The sequence below is a fragment of the Streptomyces mobaraensis genome, from assembly GCF_020099395.1.
In the GTDB taxonomy this organism is placed as follows: domain Bacteria; phylum Actinomycetota; class Actinomycetes; order Streptomycetales; family Streptomycetaceae; genus Streptomyces.
Window position 1 is genome coordinate 2,644,302 of record NZ_CP083590.1, and the last position, 17,028, is coordinate 2,661,329.

General features: G+C 74.2%; 16 protein-coding genes and 1 pseudogene. 7 read left to right on the top strand and 10 right to left on the bottom strand.

What is annotated here, in order from left to right; all coding sequences use genetic code 11:
• Nucleotides 1-107 precede the first annotated feature (107 nt).
• Nucleotides 108-1,214 carry a magnesium/cobalt transporter CorA gene (gene corA / locus K7I03_RS11155; protein ID WP_185941734.1) on the top strand — a complete coding sequence of 369 codons (1,107 nt, stop codon included), beginning with the start codon at nt 108-110 and terminating at the stop codon, nt 1,212-1,214.
• On the opposite strand, the gene K7I03_RS11160 is transcribed toward corA, so the two are convergent.
• Nucleotides 1,192-2,097, bottom strand: a complete 906-nt coding sequence (locus K7I03_RS11160; RefSeq protein WP_185941871.1) for a DMT family transporter — start codon at nt 2,095-2,097, stop codon at nt 1,192-1,194. The two genes, corA and K7I03_RS11160, sit on opposite strands and share 23 nt — an antisense overlap.
• 184 nt (nt 2,098-2,281) lie before the next feature.
• Here K7I03_RS11160 and K7I03_RS11165 point away from each other — a divergent pair.
• Nucleotides 2,282-2,786 (top strand): annotated as a pseudogene (locus K7I03_RS11165) (hypothetical protein).
• A gap of 219 nt (nt 2,787-3,005) precedes the next feature.
• Here K7I03_RS11165 and K7I03_RS11170 read toward each other — a convergent pair.
• Nucleotides 3,006-3,809, bottom strand: coding sequence for a hypothetical protein (locus K7I03_RS11170; protein ID WP_185941736.1), 804 nt, complete (start codon nt 3,807-3,809; stop codon nt 3,006-3,008).
• A gap of 156 nt (nt 3,810-3,965) precedes the next feature.
• On the opposite strand from K7I03_RS11170, the gene K7I03_RS11175 reads away from it, so the two are divergent.
• Genes K7I03_RS11175 through K7I03_RS11185 form a run of 3 tightly spaced genes read left to right on the top strand, consistent with a single transcriptional unit; the run spans nt 3,966 to nt 7,059 of the window.
• On the top strand, nt 3,966-5,294 hold the full coding sequence (locus K7I03_RS11175; RefSeq protein ID WP_185941737.1) for a magnesium transporter MgtE N-terminal domain-containing protein: 1,329 nt from the start codon (nt 3,966-3,968) through the stop codon (nt 5,292-5,294).
• Nucleotides 5,284-5,859, top strand: coding sequence for a DUF1003 domain-containing protein (locus K7I03_RS11180; protein ID WP_185941738.1), 576 nt, complete (start codon nt 5,284-5,286; stop codon nt 5,857-5,859). The genes K7I03_RS11175 and K7I03_RS11180 overlap by 11 nt, the downstream gene beginning before the upstream one ends.
• A 42-nt stretch (nt 5,860-5,901) precedes the next feature.
• Nucleotides 5,902-7,059: an Mrp/NBP35 family ATP-binding protein gene (locus K7I03_RS11185; protein ID WP_185941739.1), complete on the top strand. Its 1,158-nt coding sequence runs from the start codon at nt 5,902-5,904 to the stop codon at nt 7,057-7,059.
• A gap of 287 nt (nt 7,060-7,346) precedes the next feature.
• Here K7I03_RS11185 and K7I03_RS11190 read toward each other — a convergent pair whose 3' ends face one another.
• From K7I03_RS11190 to sigE, 5 genes are all read right to left on the bottom strand, one after another.
• Nucleotides 7,347-8,138, bottom strand: a complete 792-nt coding sequence (locus K7I03_RS11190) for a hypothetical protein (RefSeq protein WP_185941740.1) — start codon at nt 8,136-8,138, stop codon at nt 7,347-7,349.
• A gap of 115 nt (nt 8,139-8,253) precedes the next feature.
• The gene (locus K7I03_RS11195) at nt 8,254-8,697 is read right to left on the bottom strand and encodes a sec-independent translocase (RefSeq protein WP_185941741.1); all 444 of its coding nucleotides are present in this window, start codon (nt 8,695-8,697) and stop codon (nt 8,254-8,256) included.
• Nucleotides 8,698-8,803: 106 nt separating this feature from the next.
• On the bottom strand, nt 8,804-10,519 hold the full coding sequence (locus K7I03_RS34305; protein ID WP_398858505.1) for a trypsin-like peptidase domain-containing protein: 1,716 nt from the start codon (nt 10,517-10,519) through the stop codon (nt 8,804-8,806).
• A 1,376-nt stretch (nt 10,520-11,895) separates the two neighbouring features.
• Nucleotides 11,896-12,660 (bottom strand): zf-HC2 domain-containing protein, encoded by a 765-nt coding sequence (locus K7I03_RS11205; RefSeq protein WP_185941742.1) that lies wholly within the window; start codon nt 12,658-12,660, stop codon nt 11,896-11,898.
• On the bottom strand, nt 12,657-13,430 hold the full coding sequence (sigE, locus tag K7I03_RS11210; RefSeq protein ID WP_078588176.1) for an RNA polymerase sigma factor SigE: 774 nt from the start codon (nt 13,428-13,430) through the stop codon (nt 12,657-12,659). The genes K7I03_RS11205 and sigE overlap by 4 nt, the downstream gene beginning before the upstream one ends.
• A gap of 141 nt (nt 13,431-13,571) precedes the next feature.
• Between sigE and K7I03_RS11215 the strand changes: the two genes are divergently transcribed.
• Complete coding sequence (locus tag K7I03_RS11215) at nt 13,572-14,282, top strand: O-methyltransferase (RefSeq protein WP_078588175.1); 711 nt, start codon at nt 13,572-13,574, stop codon at nt 14,280-14,282.
• 158 nt (nt 14,283-14,440) lie between these two features.
• Here K7I03_RS11215 and K7I03_RS11220 read toward each other — a convergent pair whose 3' ends face one another.
• Nucleotides 14,441-14,608 (bottom strand): DUF3117 domain-containing protein, encoded by a 168-nt coding sequence (locus K7I03_RS11220; RefSeq protein ID WP_185941743.1) that lies wholly within the window; start codon nt 14,606-14,608, stop codon nt 14,441-14,443.
• Nucleotides 14,609-14,937: 329 nt separating this feature from the next.
• Between K7I03_RS11220 and K7I03_RS11225 the strand changes: the two genes are divergently transcribed.
• Entirely contained in the window at nt 14,938-15,738 is an 801-nt protein-coding gene (locus K7I03_RS11225) for an enoyl-CoA hydratase-related protein (RefSeq protein WP_185941744.1), read from the top strand.
• Between the two features lie 207 nt (nt 15,739-15,945).
• On the opposite strand, the gene K7I03_RS11230 is transcribed toward K7I03_RS11225, so the two are convergent.
• Nucleotides 15,946-16,536, bottom strand: a complete 591-nt coding sequence (locus tag K7I03_RS11230; RefSeq protein WP_185941745.1) for a DNA-3-methyladenine glycosylase I — start codon at nt 16,534-16,536, stop codon at nt 15,946-15,948.
• Complete coding sequence (locus tag K7I03_RS11235) at nt 16,533-16,901, bottom strand: hypothetical protein (protein WP_185941746.1); 369 nt, start codon at nt 16,899-16,901, stop codon at nt 16,533-16,535. Before K7I03_RS11235 ends, K7I03_RS11230 begins: the two co-directional genes overlap by 4 nt.
• Between the last annotated feature and the right edge of the window lie 127 nt (nt 16,902-17,028).

The following is a 17,028-nucleotide window of genomic DNA, read 5'->3' on the forward strand; positions in this document are numbered from 1 at the left end:
GTACGCCTGTGTCCGTACCTCGTTCCCCACAGGCCCGCACGTCCCCGTTCCGGGCTGTGTTGCCCCCGCGCCCCCGACCGGCGGCCGGCCCGTGAATGGAGCCAGCCATGTCGATGATCCGTGACCTGCGCGCCGCCGTCCGTCCCGCCCTGCGCCGCGGCGGCGCCCCGTACGAGTACGACGCCACCCGGGACGCGTCCGCCAGCACCGCCGTGGTGGACTGCGCCGTCTACCGCGAGGGGATGCGGGCCAGCGCCCCCTGCGGCCCCGCCGAGGCCATGCGGCGCGTACGCGCCGACGGCGGCTTCGTCTGGATCGGTCTGCACGAGCCGACGGAGCAGGAGTTCGCGGGCATCGCGCGCGAGTTCAACCTGCACCCGCTCGCCGTGGAGGACGCCGTCCACGCCCACCAGCGGCCCAAGCTGGAGCGGTACGACGACACCCTGTTCACCGTCTTCAAGACGATCCACTACGTCGAGCACGCCGAACTCACCGCCACCAGCGAGGTGGTGGAGACCGGTGAGGTGATGTGCTTCACCGGCGAGGACTTCGTCATCACCGTCCGGCACGGCGGCCAGGGCTCGCTGCGCGCCCTGCGGCACCGGCTGGAGCAGGACCCGCCGCTGCTGGCCAAGGGCCCCTCCGCGGTGCTGCACGCCATCGCCGACCAGGTCGTGGACGGCTACATAGCGGTCGCGGACGCGGTGCAGGACGACATCGACGAGGTCGAGATCGACGTCTTCTCCGCCCCCAGCAAGGGTTCCTCGCGCGGTGGTGACGCGGGCCGCATCTACCAGCTGAAGCGGGAGGTGCTGGAGTTCAAGCGGGCGGTGACGCCGCTGATGCGGCCGATGCAGCTGCTGAGCGAGCGGCCGATGCGGCTGGTCGACCCGGACATCCAGAAGTACTTCCGGGACGTCGCCGACCACCTCGCCCGAGTGCACGAGCAGGTGGTCGCCTTCGACGACCTGCTCAACTCGATCCTCCAGGCCAACCTCGCGCAGGCGTCCGTCGCGCAGAACGAGGACATGCGCAAGATCACGTCCTGGGCGGCGATCTTCGCGGTGCCGACGATGATCGCGGGCATCTACGGCATGAACTTCGACCACATGCCGGAACTGCACTGGAAGTACGGCTATCCCGCGGTCATGGTCGTCACCGTCGCGATCTGTGTGACGATCCACCGCGGTTTCAAGCGGAACGGCTGGCTCTAACGGTCCCCCTCCCCTCTCTCTGCCCGCGCTCCGCGGCGATCACCAGGGCCAGGCCCGCCAGGATCACCGCGAGCGCCGGATAGGACGCGGCCGGCGGCAACTGCCCCAGCCAGAGGGCCGCGATCAGCGCCGCGCCCGGGGTCTCCAGCAGGATCGCGGTCGAGGTGACGGACGGGCCGAGACTCTTCACCACCCGGTTGATCAGCGAGTGGCCGAGCAGCTGCGCGGTGGCCGTCAGCAGCACCAGCTGCGTCCAGGCGCCGCCGTCGTACGGGCCGAGGGAGGCACCGGATATCAGGCAGGCCACCAGCAGGGCGACGGTGGTCGTCGCGTAGCAGACGAGGGTGTACGGGACGGTGGCCACCGTCCGCCGCACCTCCGCGCCCAGCAGGACGTACCCCGCCGCCGCCACGCCGCCCGCCAGCGCGAGGCCGTCCCCGGCCAGGGCGCGCGGCGAACTGGAGAGGTCCACGCCGGTGAGGATGACCACGCCGAGGAAGGCCAGGGCCGTGCCCGCCCAGGCCACGCGGGGCTGCCGCCGGCCGCGCAGCCGGAGCAGGATCATCGTCCATATCGGGGTGGTGGTGACCAGCGCGGTCGAGGAGGCGACCGAGGTCATGCCCAGGCTGGGCAGCCAGACGCCGAAGTGCAGCGCGAGCAGGGCCCCGGCGGCGACGGACAGCAGCACCGCCCGGCGGTTCATGGCGCGCAGCGCGGCACGGTGCCGCAGCAGCGCGACCGGGGTGAGCACGCCCACCGCCATGGCGTTGCGCCAGAACGCGATGGCGAGCGCGGGGACGGCCGTGATGTGGGCGATGAGCGGCGCGGACAGGGCGAGCCCGGAAACGGCGACCAACAGGAGGACGAGGTCCAGGGAGACCAGGGACGCCGCCGCCCGCGCGGTGGCCGGCTTCGCGTCGAGCCGCGGTGCGGAAGGCGCGGCGACCGCCGGCCGCTCGGTACAGGAATCGCTCACGCCCCAAGCCTAGGCCGCAACGTCGCGCAGGGTAACCGGAATCATCGGCGCACGGAGGGACGAACCGGCGCATGGCCCTAGAGTTGGGCGCATGACGGAGACGCGGGCGCTGATCGAAGAGGCTGCCAAGAAGTCGGGCCTGATCTGGGTCCAGGGCCCCACCGGGCCCAGCCGGGCCCTCTGGCACGTCTGGCACGAGGGCGCGGTCCTCGTCGTCGGCGGCCCCGGCGAACAGCCGGTGGACGACCTCGGCCTCGTCGACGGCGGCACCGCCTCGGTGACGGTCCGCAGCAAGGACAAAGGCGGCCGGCTCGTCGAATGGACCGCCGCGGTCGCCGAACTCGCCCCCGGTGGCGAGGAGTGGGGGGCGGCGGTCGCCGAACTCAAGGGCAAGCGGCTGAACGCTTCCGACGCGGAGACGATCGCCGAGCGGTGGGCGCGGACCTGCCGGGTCCTCCGACTCGCCCCCCACGGGGGCGACGGCCCCGCTGCCCGACGGGGCGCTGACGGCCGTTCCGCTGCCGACTCCGGCGACGACGCGGCGGGCCATGCCGGCGGGGTTGCCGCGGCTGCTGCGGCGGGGGCGCCGCGGCTGAGGCCCCTGCGGGGTGATGTGCCCCGGTCCCGCCCTTTCACCGTTTCTTGCGGGGGCAAGCCCCCGCACCCCCTGAAACCGTGCTCCGCGCGGTTGTCCTCAGACGCCGGACGGGCTGACTATTCAGCCCGTCCGGCGTTTGAGGACGAGCGGCGAAGCCGCGAAAAGGGGGTCTGGGGCGCAGCCCCAGGAAACGGTGAAAGGGCGGGACCGGGGCACATCACCCCCCGGCAGGCAGCCGCTTCCCGTAGTCCAGCGTCTGGCTCCTGCCCGGCACCCGCAAGGGGAACTCCTTACCCCACTCCGCGAAGTCCACCTCCCCCGCACCCCCCGCCCGTTGCAGCCGCAACGGATACGGAGTCCCGTCGAGGGACACATCCAGAACCCCACCGGCCCCCCGCGCATCACCCGCCGTGAGCCGAATGGAGCGAGCACCCCCCACCGTCCCGTGGTCCCCACGGAAAAGCTTGCCGTGCAGGCCCAGAAGCCCGTCGAGCAGCGTGTTCTTGTCGGTGAATCCGCGCAGTCGCTGATAGGCGGGGTCGCCGGAGGGCACCTTCACGTACTTGCCGTTGAGCTTCTGGGCCGCTGTGGCGAGGTCGCCCCCGCCCTTCTTGGCGGAGGTCCCGGCGCCGGGCGCCGGGACCGGGTTCGGGCCGCCGCCCGGGCGGGCGCCCGCGCCGCCGCGGGCCCAGAACGCCGCGTCCCCCTTGACGAACAGCTCGTCGCCGACGCGCAGCAGCTCGAAGGCGACGTCCCCGGAGGTGACCTTGCCGCTGCCGCCGTCCTGCTTCAGCCGGACGTCGATCCGGTAGGTGCGGCCCTGGCTGACGACGCTGCCGGACAGGTGGACGGCGTCGGCCCCGCGGGCGGCCTCCCGGGCCCGTTCCTGGATCGCCGCGGCCTTGAGTCTGCCCACGCCGTTGGTGCCCGCGTCCGGGTCCTCCTCGCCACCGCAGGCCACCAGGACCGTGGACAGCCCCACGCACAGGGCCCCCACGAGAGCCGCGTTCCGGGTTCGCACCTGCTCCTGCCTCCTGTCAGCACTGGATACGGCAGCGTACTCGCGCGCTCTTCCCCCGCGGACCGCCCCCGGCACCTCAGAGCGGCACGGTGCGGCCGGTCACGTTAGCCTGAACCGGACAGCGGCCGGGGGCGGCCGGTGGAGGAGGTGTGCGGCGTGGCGGCGAGCGTCCGCGTGTTCGTGTCGCACCTGTCCGGCGTGGCCGTCTTCGACCCGAACGGCGACCGGGTCGGCCGGGTCCGCGACGTGGTGGCGATGCTCCGGGTCGGCGCCCGGCCGCCGCGCGTGCTGGGGCTGGTCGTCGAGGTCGTCAGCCGGCGCGTCATCTTCCTGCCGATGACCCGGGTGACGGGCGTGGAGTCCGGCCAGGTCGTCACCACCGGCGTCGTCAACATGCGGCGCTTCGAACAGCGTCCCACCGAGACGCTCGTCCTGGGTGAGCTGCTGGACCGCCGGGTGCGGCTCGTCGCCACCGGGGACGAGGTCACCGTCCTCGACGTGTCGATCACCCAGCTCCACGCCCGCCGCGAGTGGGAGATCGACAAGGTCTTCGTCCGCCGCGGCAAGGGCGGGGCGCTGCGCCGGAAGGGGGAGACGCTGACCGTCGAGTGGTCGGCCGTCACCGGCTTCTCCCTGGAGGAGCACGGGCAGGGCGCCGCCAGCCTGCTGGCCACCTTCGAGCAGCTGCGCCCCGCCGACCTCGCCAGCGTCCTGCACCACCTGTCCCCCAAACGGCGTGCCGAGGTGGCCGCCGCCCTCGACGACGACCGGCTCGCGGACGTCCTGGAGGAGCTGCCGGAGGACGACCAGATCGAGATCCTCGGCAAGCTCAAGGAGGAGCGCGCGGCCGACGTCCTGGAGGCGATGGACCCCGACGACGCGGCCGACCTGCTCTCCGAGCTGCCCGAGGAGGACAAGGAGCGGCTGCTCACCCTGATGCAGCCGGGGGACGCGGCGGACGTGCGCCGGCTGCTGGCGTACGAGGAGCGGACGGCGGGCGGTCTGATGACGACCGAGCCGATCGTGCTGCGGCCCGACGCCACCGTCGCGGACGCCCTCGCCCGGGTCCGCAACCCCGACCTCTCCCCCGCGCTCGCCGCCCAGGTGTACGTCTGCCGGCCGCCCGACGAGACGCCCACCGGCAAATACCTGGGGACCGTCCACTTCCAGCGGCTGCTGCGCGACCCGCCGTTCACGCTCGTCGGCTCGATCACCGACACGGACCTGCGGCCGCTGCCCCCGGACACCCCGCTGCCCGCCGTGACCAGCTACCTGGCGACGTACAACATGGTGGCGGCGCCCGTGGTGGACGCCGGCGGCTCGCTGCTGGGGGCGGTCACCGTGGACGACGTGCTGGACCACCTGCTGCCGGACGACTGGCGGGAGACGGAACTGCACCAGGGGGCGCTGGGTATGAGCGCGATGGAGGCGACGGACGGGCCGGGCGGAACGAACGAGCCGGGGGAGGCGAGGGATGGGCGGTGACCGGGGCCGTGAGCACGGTCCGTCGCGCGAGCGGGCGAAGGAACGATCCGCCACGGCTCCCGCGACCCAGCGCGTCCGGCTGGACCAGCCGCAGCAGAAGCGGCGCCGCTGGCTGCCGGAGTACGACCCGGAGGCGTTCGGCCGGACCTCGGAGGAGATCGCCCGCTTCCTCGGCACGGGCCGGTTCATCGTCTGGATGACGGTGATCGTCGTGCTGTGGGTGGTGTGGAACACCACCGCCCCCGGCCATCTGCGCTTCGACCGCTACCCGTTCATCTTCCTCACCCTGATGCTCTCCCTCCAGGCGTCCTACGCCGCCCCGCTGATCCTGCTGGCGCAGAACCGGCAGGACGACCGGGACCGCGTCAACCTGGAGCAGGACCGGGAGCAGAACGAGCGGTCCATCGCCGACACCGAGTACCTGACGCGGGAGATCGCCGCGCTGCGGATGGGGCTGGGCGAGGTGGCGACGCGGGACTGGATCCGCTCCGAGTTCCAGGATCTGATCAAGGAGCTGGAACAGCGCCGGGTATTCCCGGAGGAGAGTGAGGAACGCGACCGCTGACGGCCTTACCCCGCTGTCGGTGGTCCGCCGTACCATCAGGGCATGGCTACCGAGACCCCTGTCACCGTCCCCGCCGAAGAGGCGGTGCGCGCCGCGCTCGCGACGGTGAACGACCCCGAGATCCACCGGCCGATCACCGACCTGGGCATGGTGAAATCCGTCGACATCGCGGCGGACGGCTCGGTCGCGGTGGCGGTCTACCTGACGGTGGCCGGCTGCCCGATGCGGGAGACGATCACGGAGAACGTGCGGGCGGCGGTCGCGGGTGTGGCGGGCGTCACCGGTGTGACGGTCGAGCTGGACGTGATGGGCGACGAGCAGCGGCGCGAGCTGGCCGCCACGCTGCGCGGCGGGGTCGCGGAGCGCGAGGTCCCGTTCGCCAAGCCCGGCTCGCTGACCCGCGTCTACGCGGTGGCCTCCGGCAAGGGCGGCGTCGGCAAGTCGTCGGTCACGGTCAACCTGGCGGCGGCGATGGCGGCCGACGGGCTCAAGGTCGGCGTCGTGGACGCGGACATCTACGGCCACTCGGTGCCGCGGATGCTGGGCGCCGAGGGCCGCCCCACCCAGGTCGAGAACATGATCATGCCGCCGTCGGCGAACGGTGTGAAGGTCATCTCCATCGGCATGTTCACGCCCGGGAACGCACCGGTCGTCTGGCGCGGCCCGATGCTGCACCGCGCGCTCCAGCAGTTCCTCGCCGACGTCTACTGGGGCGACCTCGACGTCCTCCTCCTCGACCTGCCGCCGGGCACCGGCGACATCGCCATCTCGGTCGCCCAGCTGGTGCCCAACGCGGAGATCCTGGTGGTGACGACGCCTCAGCAGGCCGCCGCCGAGGTCGCCGAGCGGGCCGGCTCCATCGCCGTGCAGACGCACCAGAAGATCGTCGGCGTGGTGGAGAACATGTCCGGGCTGCCCTGCCCGCACTGCGACGAGATGGTCGACGTCTTCGGCACCGGCGGCGGGAAGCTGGTCGCCGACGGTCTCACCCGCACCACCGGCGCCACCGTCCCCGTCCTGGGCTCGATCCCGATCGACGTCCGGCTGCGCGAGGGCGGCGACGAGGGCAAGCCCGTCGTGCTGACCGACCCCGACTCGCCGGCCGGCAGCGCGCTGCGCGCCATCGCGGGCAAGCTGGGCGGGCGGCAGCGGGGGCTGTCGGGGCTGTCGCTGGGGATCACGCCGCGCAACAAGTTCTGAGCGGTCGCCCCTTCGGGGCGGGCGCGGGTGGACGGCCGGGCGCCGGCCGGCGTGCGACGCGCGTACGGCGGGTACGCGGCTCGCGGGGGCGCGGCGGCGCGGGCCGGTCGGCCTGCCGTGCGGCCGGCGCCTCGGGCGGCCGGCCGTCCGTCGCGCGTCCGCCGTGGTGTGGTGGGCCTCCGGGCCGCGCCCGCCCCGCACGTCGGTCCGTACGGGCTCCAGGCCCCGCGGCCGTCAGGCCGTGCCGCGTCTCGGTCCTCGTACGAGGCTCATTCCGCCTACGAGGCTCACTCCGTGTACGACGCGATGTCCTCGATGACCGCGAAGCCCATGCCGTAAGCGCTCATCCCCCGCCCGTACGCGCCGATGTGCACCCCGCCGGAGCAGCCCCCGGTCCCACAGGAGCCGCCATCGCCGCCGTGGCCGCAGGCGTGCGGGGCGGAGCCGGCGAGGACCCAGCCGTACTCGGACTCGCGGTAGCGGAAGTCGGCCGAGACGCCGTCGACCGGCAGGGAGAGCGTGGTCCAGGGGGCCTCGTCCAGGTGGTCGGCCAGCTCCCAGGCGAGGGCCGTCTGCTGGTCGAGCCAGTTCTGCCGCAGAGCCCGCTCCATGCGGGCGGGCCAGGTGCAGGCGAGGAGGCCGGCGCCGGCGAGCCAGGCCGCCGAGGAGACGGAGGTGGCCTCCAGCACGCCCGTGCCGTCGGCGCTGCGGCGCACCGGGCGGCTGGCGACGGTCACGACGACCGAGAAGCGCTGTCCGTCGGAGAGGGTGCCGGCCTTGTCGAACCGGTCGGGTTTGGGGGAACGGCCGCCCCGGCCGGGGCGGCCCGAGCGCAGTGTGGGCTCCGCGCCGTGGCCCGTCGCGCCGTGCTCCACCGTGCCGTCGGCGGCCGTGCCGACCTGCAGCAGCCAGCGCCGTCCGGTGAACGTGCCGTCCAGCCCGTACCAGGGGAACGCCGCCTGGAGGTAGCCGTCGAGTGGTCGCCGGTCGCCGGGTGCCCGCTCCGGCTCGTCCGGTCCCCCGGGGAGGGCCTCCCCGGCGGACGCTCCGGCCGTCACTGCCCGACTGGTGGTCTCCATCTGCGCGGCGCCTCCTCGTTGCCCCGTCGTGCCCGGCCTGCCGCTCCGGCGAGCGCCGTCGACCCGGACAAGGGGAGGATAGCCACCCGCGTCAATGGGGCAGCGCAGGCGTGGCTCAGGTGGCGTCGGAGTCGAACGGAGGTCGCTCGCCCGGCTGGACGGGCCCCTTCTTCAGCAGATCCGGCTTCTTGACCAGGTCCGGGCCGCCGGAGGACGGCGAGGCGGTCGGCTCGGGGTCGCGGCCGTGCACCACGTCGGCCACGTCGGCCATCTCCGAGCGGAAGTCGAAGCCGTTACGGATCTCCTTCAGCCCGAGCTCGTCCTTGTCGAGGACGTGCTTGCGCACGAAGGTGCGCGGGTTGAGGTCCTCGAACTCGAAGTCCTTGAACTCGGGACCCAGCTCGGACCGGATGTCCTCCTTGGCGCTCTCCGAGAACTGGCGCAGCTTGCGCAGGGTGCGCGACACGTCCTGGATCATCTTCGGCAGTTTGTCCGGACCGAAAATGAGCAGAGCGAGGACGACGAGCGCGATCAGCTCGGGAAGTCCTATGTCGAGCACCTGCAGCTCCTTGATGCGTGGGCGGCCCAGGGGTTCAGGCCGCCTCTCACGGTACCTGGCCCGGCGGGCACCGCGGGAGACGGCCGGGCCAACATCGGGCCAAGGGTCAGCTCGAACTGGCCGTCCCGAGGGTCATCCGGACCGTCCGCTCCTTGCCGTCGCGCTCGACGGTCAGGGTGAGGCGGTCGCCCGGACGGTGGCTGCGGATCTTGACGATGAGCTCCTGACCACTGCGGACGGGCACGTCGTCGACCTTTTTGATGACGTCGCCGGGGGCGATGCCCGCCTTCTCGGCCGGGCCGCCCGGGGTCACGGGCGTGCCGCTGCCGCCCTTGGGATTCACCCGGGCGCCCTCACCCTGGTACTCCATGTCGAGTGACACACCTATCACCGGATGGGTGGCCCGGCCGGTGTTGATCAGCTCCTCGGCGACCCGCTTGGCCTGGTTGATCGGGATGGCGAAGCCGAGCCCTATGCTCCCGCCCTGGCCGCCCGACTCCGAGGAGCCGCCGGCCGAGCGGATGGCGCTGTTGATGCCGATGACCCGGCCGCGGGAGTCCACGAGGGGGCCGCCGGAGTTGCCCGGGTTGATCGGGGCGTCCGTCTGGAGGGCGTCGACGTAACTGACGTCACTGCCGTCCCCCTTCTTGCCGCCGGCGGTGATCGGGCGGGCCTTGGCGCTGATGATGCCCGTGGTGACGGTGCCGGCGAGGTCGAAGGGGGCGCCGATGGCGACGACCGAGTCGCCGACGTGCACGGAGTCCGAGTTGCCCAGCGGCAGCGGGGTGAGCCCGGAGACGCCCTTGACCTTGACGACGGCCAGGTCGTAGCCGCTGTCCCGGCCGATGACGGTGGCCTTGGCGGTCTGGCCGCCGTTGAACGTCACCTGTATTTCGCCGCCGCTGCCGGCGGGCTCGACGACGTGGTTGTTGGTGAGGATGTGGCCCTTGTTGTCCAGGACGAAGCCGGTGCCGGTGCCCTGGCCGCCGCTGCCGCGCACGTGCAGGGTGACGACGCCGGGGAGGGCGCGGGCCGCGATGCCCGCGATGCTTCCCGGGTCGCGGTCGGCCTTGTCGGCGGGCGCCTGAGGCAGCGTCACCCGGTGCCCCGGCCCGCCGTCCCGCTCCAGCCACGCCCCGATCCCACCACCGAGCCCACCGGCCACCAGGGCCACGACGAGCGCACCGGTGACCAGCCGGGACCGGCTGACCGGCTTCCCGGCGGCCTTCCCCTCCGGCGGCCGGCTCCCGGCCGCGCCCCCGGCCCAGGGGTCGTACTGCCAGGGCCCGGCGGGCCCGGCCGGTGCCCCGGGTCCGTACCCGGCGGGGGCGAGGGCGGCACCGGCCGGGTAGCCGTAGCCGACGGGGGCGGGGGCGGGCATGGGGGCGTACGGGTGCGGTGCGACGGGGGCGCCCGGCGCGGGCTGCTGCGGGTGCGGCGCACCCCCGCCGGGCTGCTGCCCGGCAGCCGCCTCGACGACCGCCGGCGCGGCGGGAGGCCGGGCGCCGTCGCCGGTCTGCTGCGGCCCGGCACCCGGCGCGCCCGGAACGGACGGGCCCGGAACGAACGGGGGCTGGACGGACGGGGACTGGACGGCGGTCACCTGCTCGCCCGGCGCGGGGGCATGCGGGTGCGAGAGCCGCCCTTCGGCCGGCTCACCGCCACCGGTGGAGTCCTGCGCGGTCGGGACGGACGGGGGCCGGGGCGCGGGCGCGGACGAGCCCCGCGCGTCGACGCCGGCCCGCTCGTCCGTACCCGGCGCGGACGCGGCGGGCGGCTCCAGGGCGTACGAATCCGGCGTACCGGGCGCGGATTCGGTCATGTGGCCCTCCGGGGCGGTCGTGTGCGGGCCGTTGCCCGCCGGTGCGGAGGAGGCAGGCGCGCTCGGTGCGGGCCGGGAGGGCTGTGCGGCGGCGGGGGACGGTCCCGGCGTACTCGGCACGGTTCCGGCCGGGCCGGTGGCCGTCGGGGCGGACGCGGCCGGTTCGGCCGGGATGCGTGGGAGCCGAGCGGTGGCGGCCGACCGGTCGTCCCCGCCGGGCGTCGTGACGGCGGCGGGACCGGGCTCGGACGTGTCCTCGGCGGCGGAGGCGGCGGCCGGCGCGGACGGGTGCCGCGCCGCGGTCCCCGGCAGGCTCTCGGCCCGGTCGGGCGTGGCCGGCGGCCTCAGGGCGTACGAGTCCGGCGCGTCGGGGCCGGACCCGGACGGACGGTCCGCCGGAGCGGTGGCCTGCGGGACGGCGGCCGAAGGGCCGGGCATGGCAGGCCCCTGCGGGTCGGAGGCGGACGGCGTCCGGGCCGCGCCGAACGGCTCCTCACCCGCGCTCGCGGCGGACGCGGCGGCCGGCGCGCCCGGGTGCCGGGCGTCGGCGGAACCGTCCTGCTCCCTCGCGGGGGCGGACGTACCCGGCAGGGCCCCGGAGGGACGGTCCGCCGCGGTGGAGGCGTCCGGGCCGTCGCTCGGGGGTGCCGTGGTGGTCGGCGGCCGGTCGGCGGGGACCGCCGCGTCGGCGGCGGCCGGGCCGGCCGGGCGGGGGCCGGGCTCGGGGGCCGCCGGGGAGTGGGAGGCGTCCTGGCTCGGGGCCGGGGCGGCCGAGGACGGCTGCGAGGCGGGCCGCGGGGGCTGCGGGGCGGGCCAGGGCGCGGCGTACCCCGGAGGCACGGCGTCCTGCGGCGGGTTCGCCGAATGGGCCGCCGGGACGGCGATGTCCTGCGGGGCGGCCGCCGGGTGGCTCGTTGGCGGTTCCGCGCCCCGCGGGGCGCTCGCCGGGTGGCCCTCGGGCGCCACCGCGTCCCGCGGCGCGGCCGTCGGGTACGCCGAGGGCGTGCCGGGCGCCTGGGGGTGGCCGTCGAGGGCCGAGTACGGCCATGCGGCCGGGGGCGGGGTGGCGGTCGTGGGGTGCTGGACCGGAGGGGCCGGGGCCCAGGGGCCCGGACGGCCGTAGGGGGGTGTGCCGTACGGGTCCGGGTCGTGCAGCGGCTTCCCGCCCTGCGCCGGGTGCCCGGCCGCGTCCGACGGGGAGCCGTCCCGGCCGGTCGGCGGCACCGGTGCCTTGCCCTCGTTCATCTCTGCTCCCCCCACGATGCGTCCACGAGCCGTGGCATCCAGCGGGATGCCCGGCCCACCGGCGATTCAACCAGGTGCCGGTGGGCGCGGAGCAGGGTACCCGGCCTGTCAGGTGCGCATCAGCGGACGTGTCAGCGTGTGCCGACCGCCTGCCGGGGCATCCGGAAGGGGACGGCGACCGGCAGGGCGGGCGGTAGGACCAGCACGGCCCGGGTCACGGACGGCCGGGCGGGCTGCCCGGAGTCCGGCGCGGGGGTGCGGGTGCCGCCCGGGCGGCCCCGGTCCGGCCGGCGGCCCTCACCGGTGCCGCCACCGGGAGCGGACAGGGCGAGCGGGTTGAGCGGGTGAGCCACTCTGGGGTTCTCCGGACGGGCCCGCGGCGCCTCCACGGCGGTCCGCAGCGGCTCGGCACCGACCAGGGCGAACGCCGCTATCGTGACGGCCCCCGCCGCCGCGAAGGCGAACCGCCGGCCGCGCGACGGACTCCGTCCCACCTCGTGGACGCGGAAGCCGCGGTCACGGGCCGTCAGGGCGCCCGCCGGCAGGAGGGCGAAGGCGTCCGCCCGCGGGCCGAAGCCGTCGCCGCGCTCGGCGCCGCCCGGGCCGCCGGGGGCGTCGTCGGTCACCCGCCCCGGCCCCGCGGGGCCGTCCGGGCCCATGGCCGGCAGGCTCTGGAGGCGGGCCAGCAGCCCTTCCGAGAGCTGCGGCGCCGCCGCCTCCGCGAACACGCTCTTGAGCCGACGCTGTGCGTCGGCCTCCGCCTTGCAGGTCCAGCAGGTGGCCAGGTGGGCGAGCACCCGCTCCCGCGCATCGTGTCCCAACTCCCCGTCGACCAGGGCCGCGAGGCGGTCGCCGAGATGGATCTCGGCGGGGGACTGACCGCCTGAACCGGTCACGCGATCCCGACCTCCCCACTCAGTCGGGCGCCGGGGGCCGCCCCGGCCAGGGCCCGCTGCTCGGCGCGGGCGGAGGGCGAGCGGTGCCGCAGCGCCTTGCGCAAATGGGAACGGCCGCGGTGGATACGGCTGCGGACGGTGCCCAGCTTCACCCCGAGGGTCGCCGCGATCTCCTCGTAGGAGAGGCCCTCGATGTCGCAGAGGACCACCGCGGCGCGGAACTCGGGCGCCAGCGTGTCCAGCGCCTGCTGCACGTCCGCGTCGAAGTGCGTGTCGTTGAAGTGCTGCTGCGGGGAGGGCTCGCGGCTGGGGAGCCGCTCGGCCGCGTCGTCGCCCAGCGCGTCGAAGCGGATGCGCTGGCGGCGGCGGACCATGTCGAGGAACAGGTTGGTGGTGATGCGGTGCAGCCAGCCCTCGAACGTCCCCGGCGTGTACGTGGACAGCGAACGGAAGACCCGGACGAAGACCTCCTGGGTCAGGTCCTCGGCGTCGTGCTGATTCCCCGTCAGGCGGTAGGCGAGGCGGTAGACCCGTGCGCTGTGCGTGCTGACGATCTCCTCCCAGGTGGGAGGAGTCCACGCCGGCGCGTCCGCGTCGGTGGCGAACGTCGCGGTCGCGGTCTTGCGGGCGGCGGAACGGTCAGCGGTGTCGGTCACGGATTTCGGCTCCGCGGCGGACCGGCGGAAGCGCCTCAGCACTCCCCGGCGGTCACCGTTCGAAGCCGCACCTCCCCTGTCGGCTCTGGTGGTGTCCAGTGGAGCCCCTACCATATCCACCTCGCCCGTTAGCTCCGGATAAGGAATTTTGACCTGCTTTTGGGATTGATCCGCGGCCCGGCCCTCCTCAGGGCCGACGAGCCTCCGCCCCACTCTCCCCACGCTCCCTCACACCCCGTCAACGCATGGTCCCATCTGCGGGTTCCCGACAGCAGCGGATACAGTCACCGTTGCGTCGACACATGGGGACAGGAGAGGGCCATTACCGGCAACCGGCAGACGAGCTGGGCGTTCGCCGATGCGTACGGCGTCGAGCACATCGAGGACCCCGCGCTGCTCTGGGCACGCGACCGGGCCCACGAGGCAGGGCTCCGCTCGGTGTCGTCCGGCACCGGCTCCGCACTGCGCCTGCTGGCCGCCGCCGTGGACGCCAAGGCCGTCGCGGAGATCGGCACCGGCACCGGCGTCTCCGGCCTGCACCTCCTGCACGGCATGCGGCCGGACGGCGTCCTCACCACCGTGGACAGCGACCCCGAGTGCCAGCAGTTCGCCCGGCAGGCGTTCCGCGCCGCCGGCTTCGCCGGCAACCGCGCCCGGTTCATCCCCGGCCGCGCCCTGGAGGTGCTGCCGCGCCTGGCGGACGGCGGATACGACCTGGTGTTCTGCGACGGTGACCGGCTGGAGTACCTCGACTACCTAGCGGAATCGTTGCGCCTGCTGCGCCCCGGCGGGGTGGTCTGCTTCGAGGGCGTCTTCGCGGACGGCCGGACGGTGGACTCGGCCGCCCAGCCGGCGGAGGTGCTGCGCCTGCGCGAACTCCTGAGGGTGGTCCGGGAGTCGGCGGTACTGCTGCCGTCGCTGCTGCCGGTGGGCGACGGGCTGCTGTGCGCGGCCCGGCGGGGCTGACGGGGCCGGGCCCCCGGGGCGGCCGCCGGCCGACGGGAGGGCGGTCCTTCCGGGAATCGCCCGGAAACCGTCCGGAATACGAGAAAACCCTGCCCCGGCAGCCGGGAGTACCGGCTGCCGGGGCAGGGAAAGTCAGCGAAAGACCCGCGGTCCGGGTGTCAGCCGACGACGTTCTTCAGGGCATCGGCAAGAGCCGACGCCTCGTCCGGGGTCAGCTCGACGACGAGACGACCGCCGCCCTCGAGCGGAACCCGCATGACGATGCCCCGCCCCTCCTTGGTCACCTCGAGCGGGCCGTCGCCCGTCCGCGGCTTCATGGCCGCCATGCTCGTTCCCCTTCCTGAAACCAGCTCATCGTCAGCCGACGACCCCTCCGAAGGGCACGTGTCACCGGCATCGAACACATTGCTTCCAGGCCATTATCCCGCATCGCGCGACCCAATGACCAACATCGGTCGGCATCCCTTCGGCAACACGCTCCGGCAAAACCACCCAATTCGGCGATTGCCCTGTGCCTGCCCGGTAACTGCGCACCCGTACAGAGGAACGATTCTTTGACTTCTTTGACGCAGGTCACATGCCGGCCCCCTGTGCTTCACGGCCGTCTGAGGCAAGCTGACCGCTGACCGCAGTCATTCCGAGGGAGGGACGCACCATGGCCGACACCGTGCTGTACGAGGTGGCCGACGGGCTCGCGACGATCACCGTGAACCGGCCCGACGCCATGAACGCGCTGGACACCGCCACCAAGGCGGCCCTCCGCGACGCCGTCCTGCGGGCCGCGGAGGACGACGCCGTCCGCGCCGTCCTCCTCACCGGCTCCGGCCGCGCCTTCTGCGTGGGCCAGGACCTCAAGGAGCACGCCACCTCCCTGGCCGCCGACCGGGAGCACGGCACCGCGCGGACCTGGGAGACGGTCAAAGAGCACTACTCCCCCATCACCCTCGCCCTCGCCGAGATGCCCAAGCCGGTCGTCGCCGGGGTGAACGGGGTCGCCGCCGGGGCCGGCGCGGGCTTCGCCTTCGCCGCCGACTACCGGATCGTCGCCGACACGGCCTCCTTCAACACCGCCTTCGCCGGGGTCGCCCTCACCGGGGACTCCGGGGTCTCCTGGACCCTGCCGCGGCTGGTGGGGCACAGCCGGGCCATGGACCTGCTCCTCTTCCCGCGGAACGTGTCCGCCGCGGAGGCGCTCTCCCTCGGCCTCGCGCACAAGGTCGTGCCCGCGGGCGAGCTGCTTGCCGAGGCCACGGCCGTCGCACGGCGGCTGGCCGAGGGGCCGACGATGACGTTCGCCGCGATCAAGCAGGCGTTGGCGTTCGGGGCGGATCACTCGCTCGCCGAGACGTTGGCGGTGGAGGAGGTCCTCCAGACCCGGGTGGGGGGGTCGGAGGATCACCGGGCCGCGGTGGAGGCGTTCTTGCGGAAGGAGCGGCCGCGGTTCGCTGGGCGGTGAGGTTGCCCCAGTCCCGCCCCTTCCCGTTTCTTGCGGGGGCAAGCCCCCGCACCCCCGAAGCACCCTGCGGGCGCTGTCCTCAAACGCCGGACGGGCTGAAAAACCAGCCCGTCCGGCGTTTGAGGACGAGCGGCGAAGCCGCGACAAGGGGGCCTGGGGGCGCAGCCCCCAGGAAACGGCGAAAGGGTGGGACCGGGGCAAACCCCCTCACCCCCGCACGTGGCACCCCGCCAAGTGATCGTTCACCACCCCACACGCCTGCATCAGCGCATAAGCCGTCGTCGGCCCCACAAACCGGAACCCCCGCCTCTTCAGCTCCTTCGCCAGCGCCGTCGACTCCGGCGTCAGCGCCGGCACCTCCGCCGCCGTGCGCGGGGCGGGCCGGGAGGGCCCGGCGGCCGGGGCGAAGGACCAGACCAGCGAGGTGAGCTCCCCGGGGGCCCACTGGGCGGCCACCTTCGCGTTGGCCAGCGCAGCGCTGATCTTGGCGCGGTTGCGGATGATCCCCGGGTCGGCGAGCAGCCGCTCCGCGTCCGTCTCCGTGAAGGCCGCGACCTTGGCGATGGAGAAGCCGGCGAAGGCGGCGCGGAAGCCCTCGCGGCGGCGGAGGATCGTCAGCCAGGAGAGGCCGGACTGGAACGCTTCCAGGCATATCCGTTCGAACAGGGCGTCGTCACCGTGGACCGGAACACCCCATTCCGTGTCGTGGTAGCGGCGGTAGTCCTCGCGGGACGCGTCCTCCAGCCCCCACGGGCACCGCGCCAGGCCGTCCGGCCCGATCACCACTCCGTCGGTCACCGCTGCTCCCCCTCGTCGTTCCCGGCCTTCGTCCGGCCCTCCACCGCGTCCGTGACCGCGCCCCGCGCCTCCGCGCGGGCCCCCGCCAGGGCCGCCTCCAGCTCGGCGATGCGCGCGTCCCGTTCGGCCAGTTCGGCGGCGAGGCGGTCCAGGACGTCGTCGGTGTCGGTCATGCGGTAGCCGCGGACGGCCACCGGGAGCCGCAGGCCGTCGACGTCCGCGCGGGCCAGCGGCCGGTCCGGGGGCAGCGACCAGGCCGTGCGGTCCGGCTCCGCCTCGGGCAGCACGCCGTCGCGGCCGCTCAGCACGGCGAGCGTGACCGCGGCGACCACCACGACCAGCGCGATGAGCAAGAACCAGAACACGAGCGTCTCCCCGGGGTGCCGGCGGACGGATTCCACCGGTCGGTCCGTCCTCCCCGATCGTGCCATGTCCCTTGGGGCCGCACCGACGGTTAAGGTCGCTCACGGACCACGACAAGGGAGTGCGGGA

Coding starts and splice junctions, on each gene's coding strand:
- corA (WP_185941734.1), top strand. CDS start 108: ATGTCGATGATCCGTGACCTGCGCGCCGCCGTCCGTCCCGCCCTGCGC.
- K7I03_RS11180 (WP_185941738.1), top strand. CDS start 5,284: ATGGGCGGTGACCGGGGCCGTGAGCACGGTCCGTCGCGCGAGCGGGCG.
- K7I03_RS11185 (WP_185941739.1), top strand. CDS start 5,902: ATGGCTACCGAGACCCCTGTCACCGTCCCCGCCGAAGAGGCGGTGCGC.
- K7I03_RS11190 (WP_185941740.1), bottom strand. CDS start 8,138: ATGGAGACCACCAGTCGGGCAGTGACGGCCGGAGCGTCCGCCGGGGAG.
- K7I03_RS34305 (WP_398858505.1), bottom strand. CDS start 10,519: ATGACCGAATCCGCGCCCGGTACGCCGGATTCGTACGCCCTGGAGCCG.
- sigE (WP_078588176.1), bottom strand. CDS start 13,430: ATGGTAGGGGCTCCACTGGACACCACCAGAGCCGACAGGGGAGGTGCG.
- K7I03_RS11220 (WP_185941743.1), bottom strand. CDS start 14,608: ATGGCGGCCATGAAGCCGCGGACGGGCGACGGCCCGCTCGAGGTGACC.
- K7I03_RS11225 (WP_185941744.1), top strand. CDS start 14,938: ATGGCCGACACCGTGCTGTACGAGGTGGCCGACGGGCTCGCGACGATC.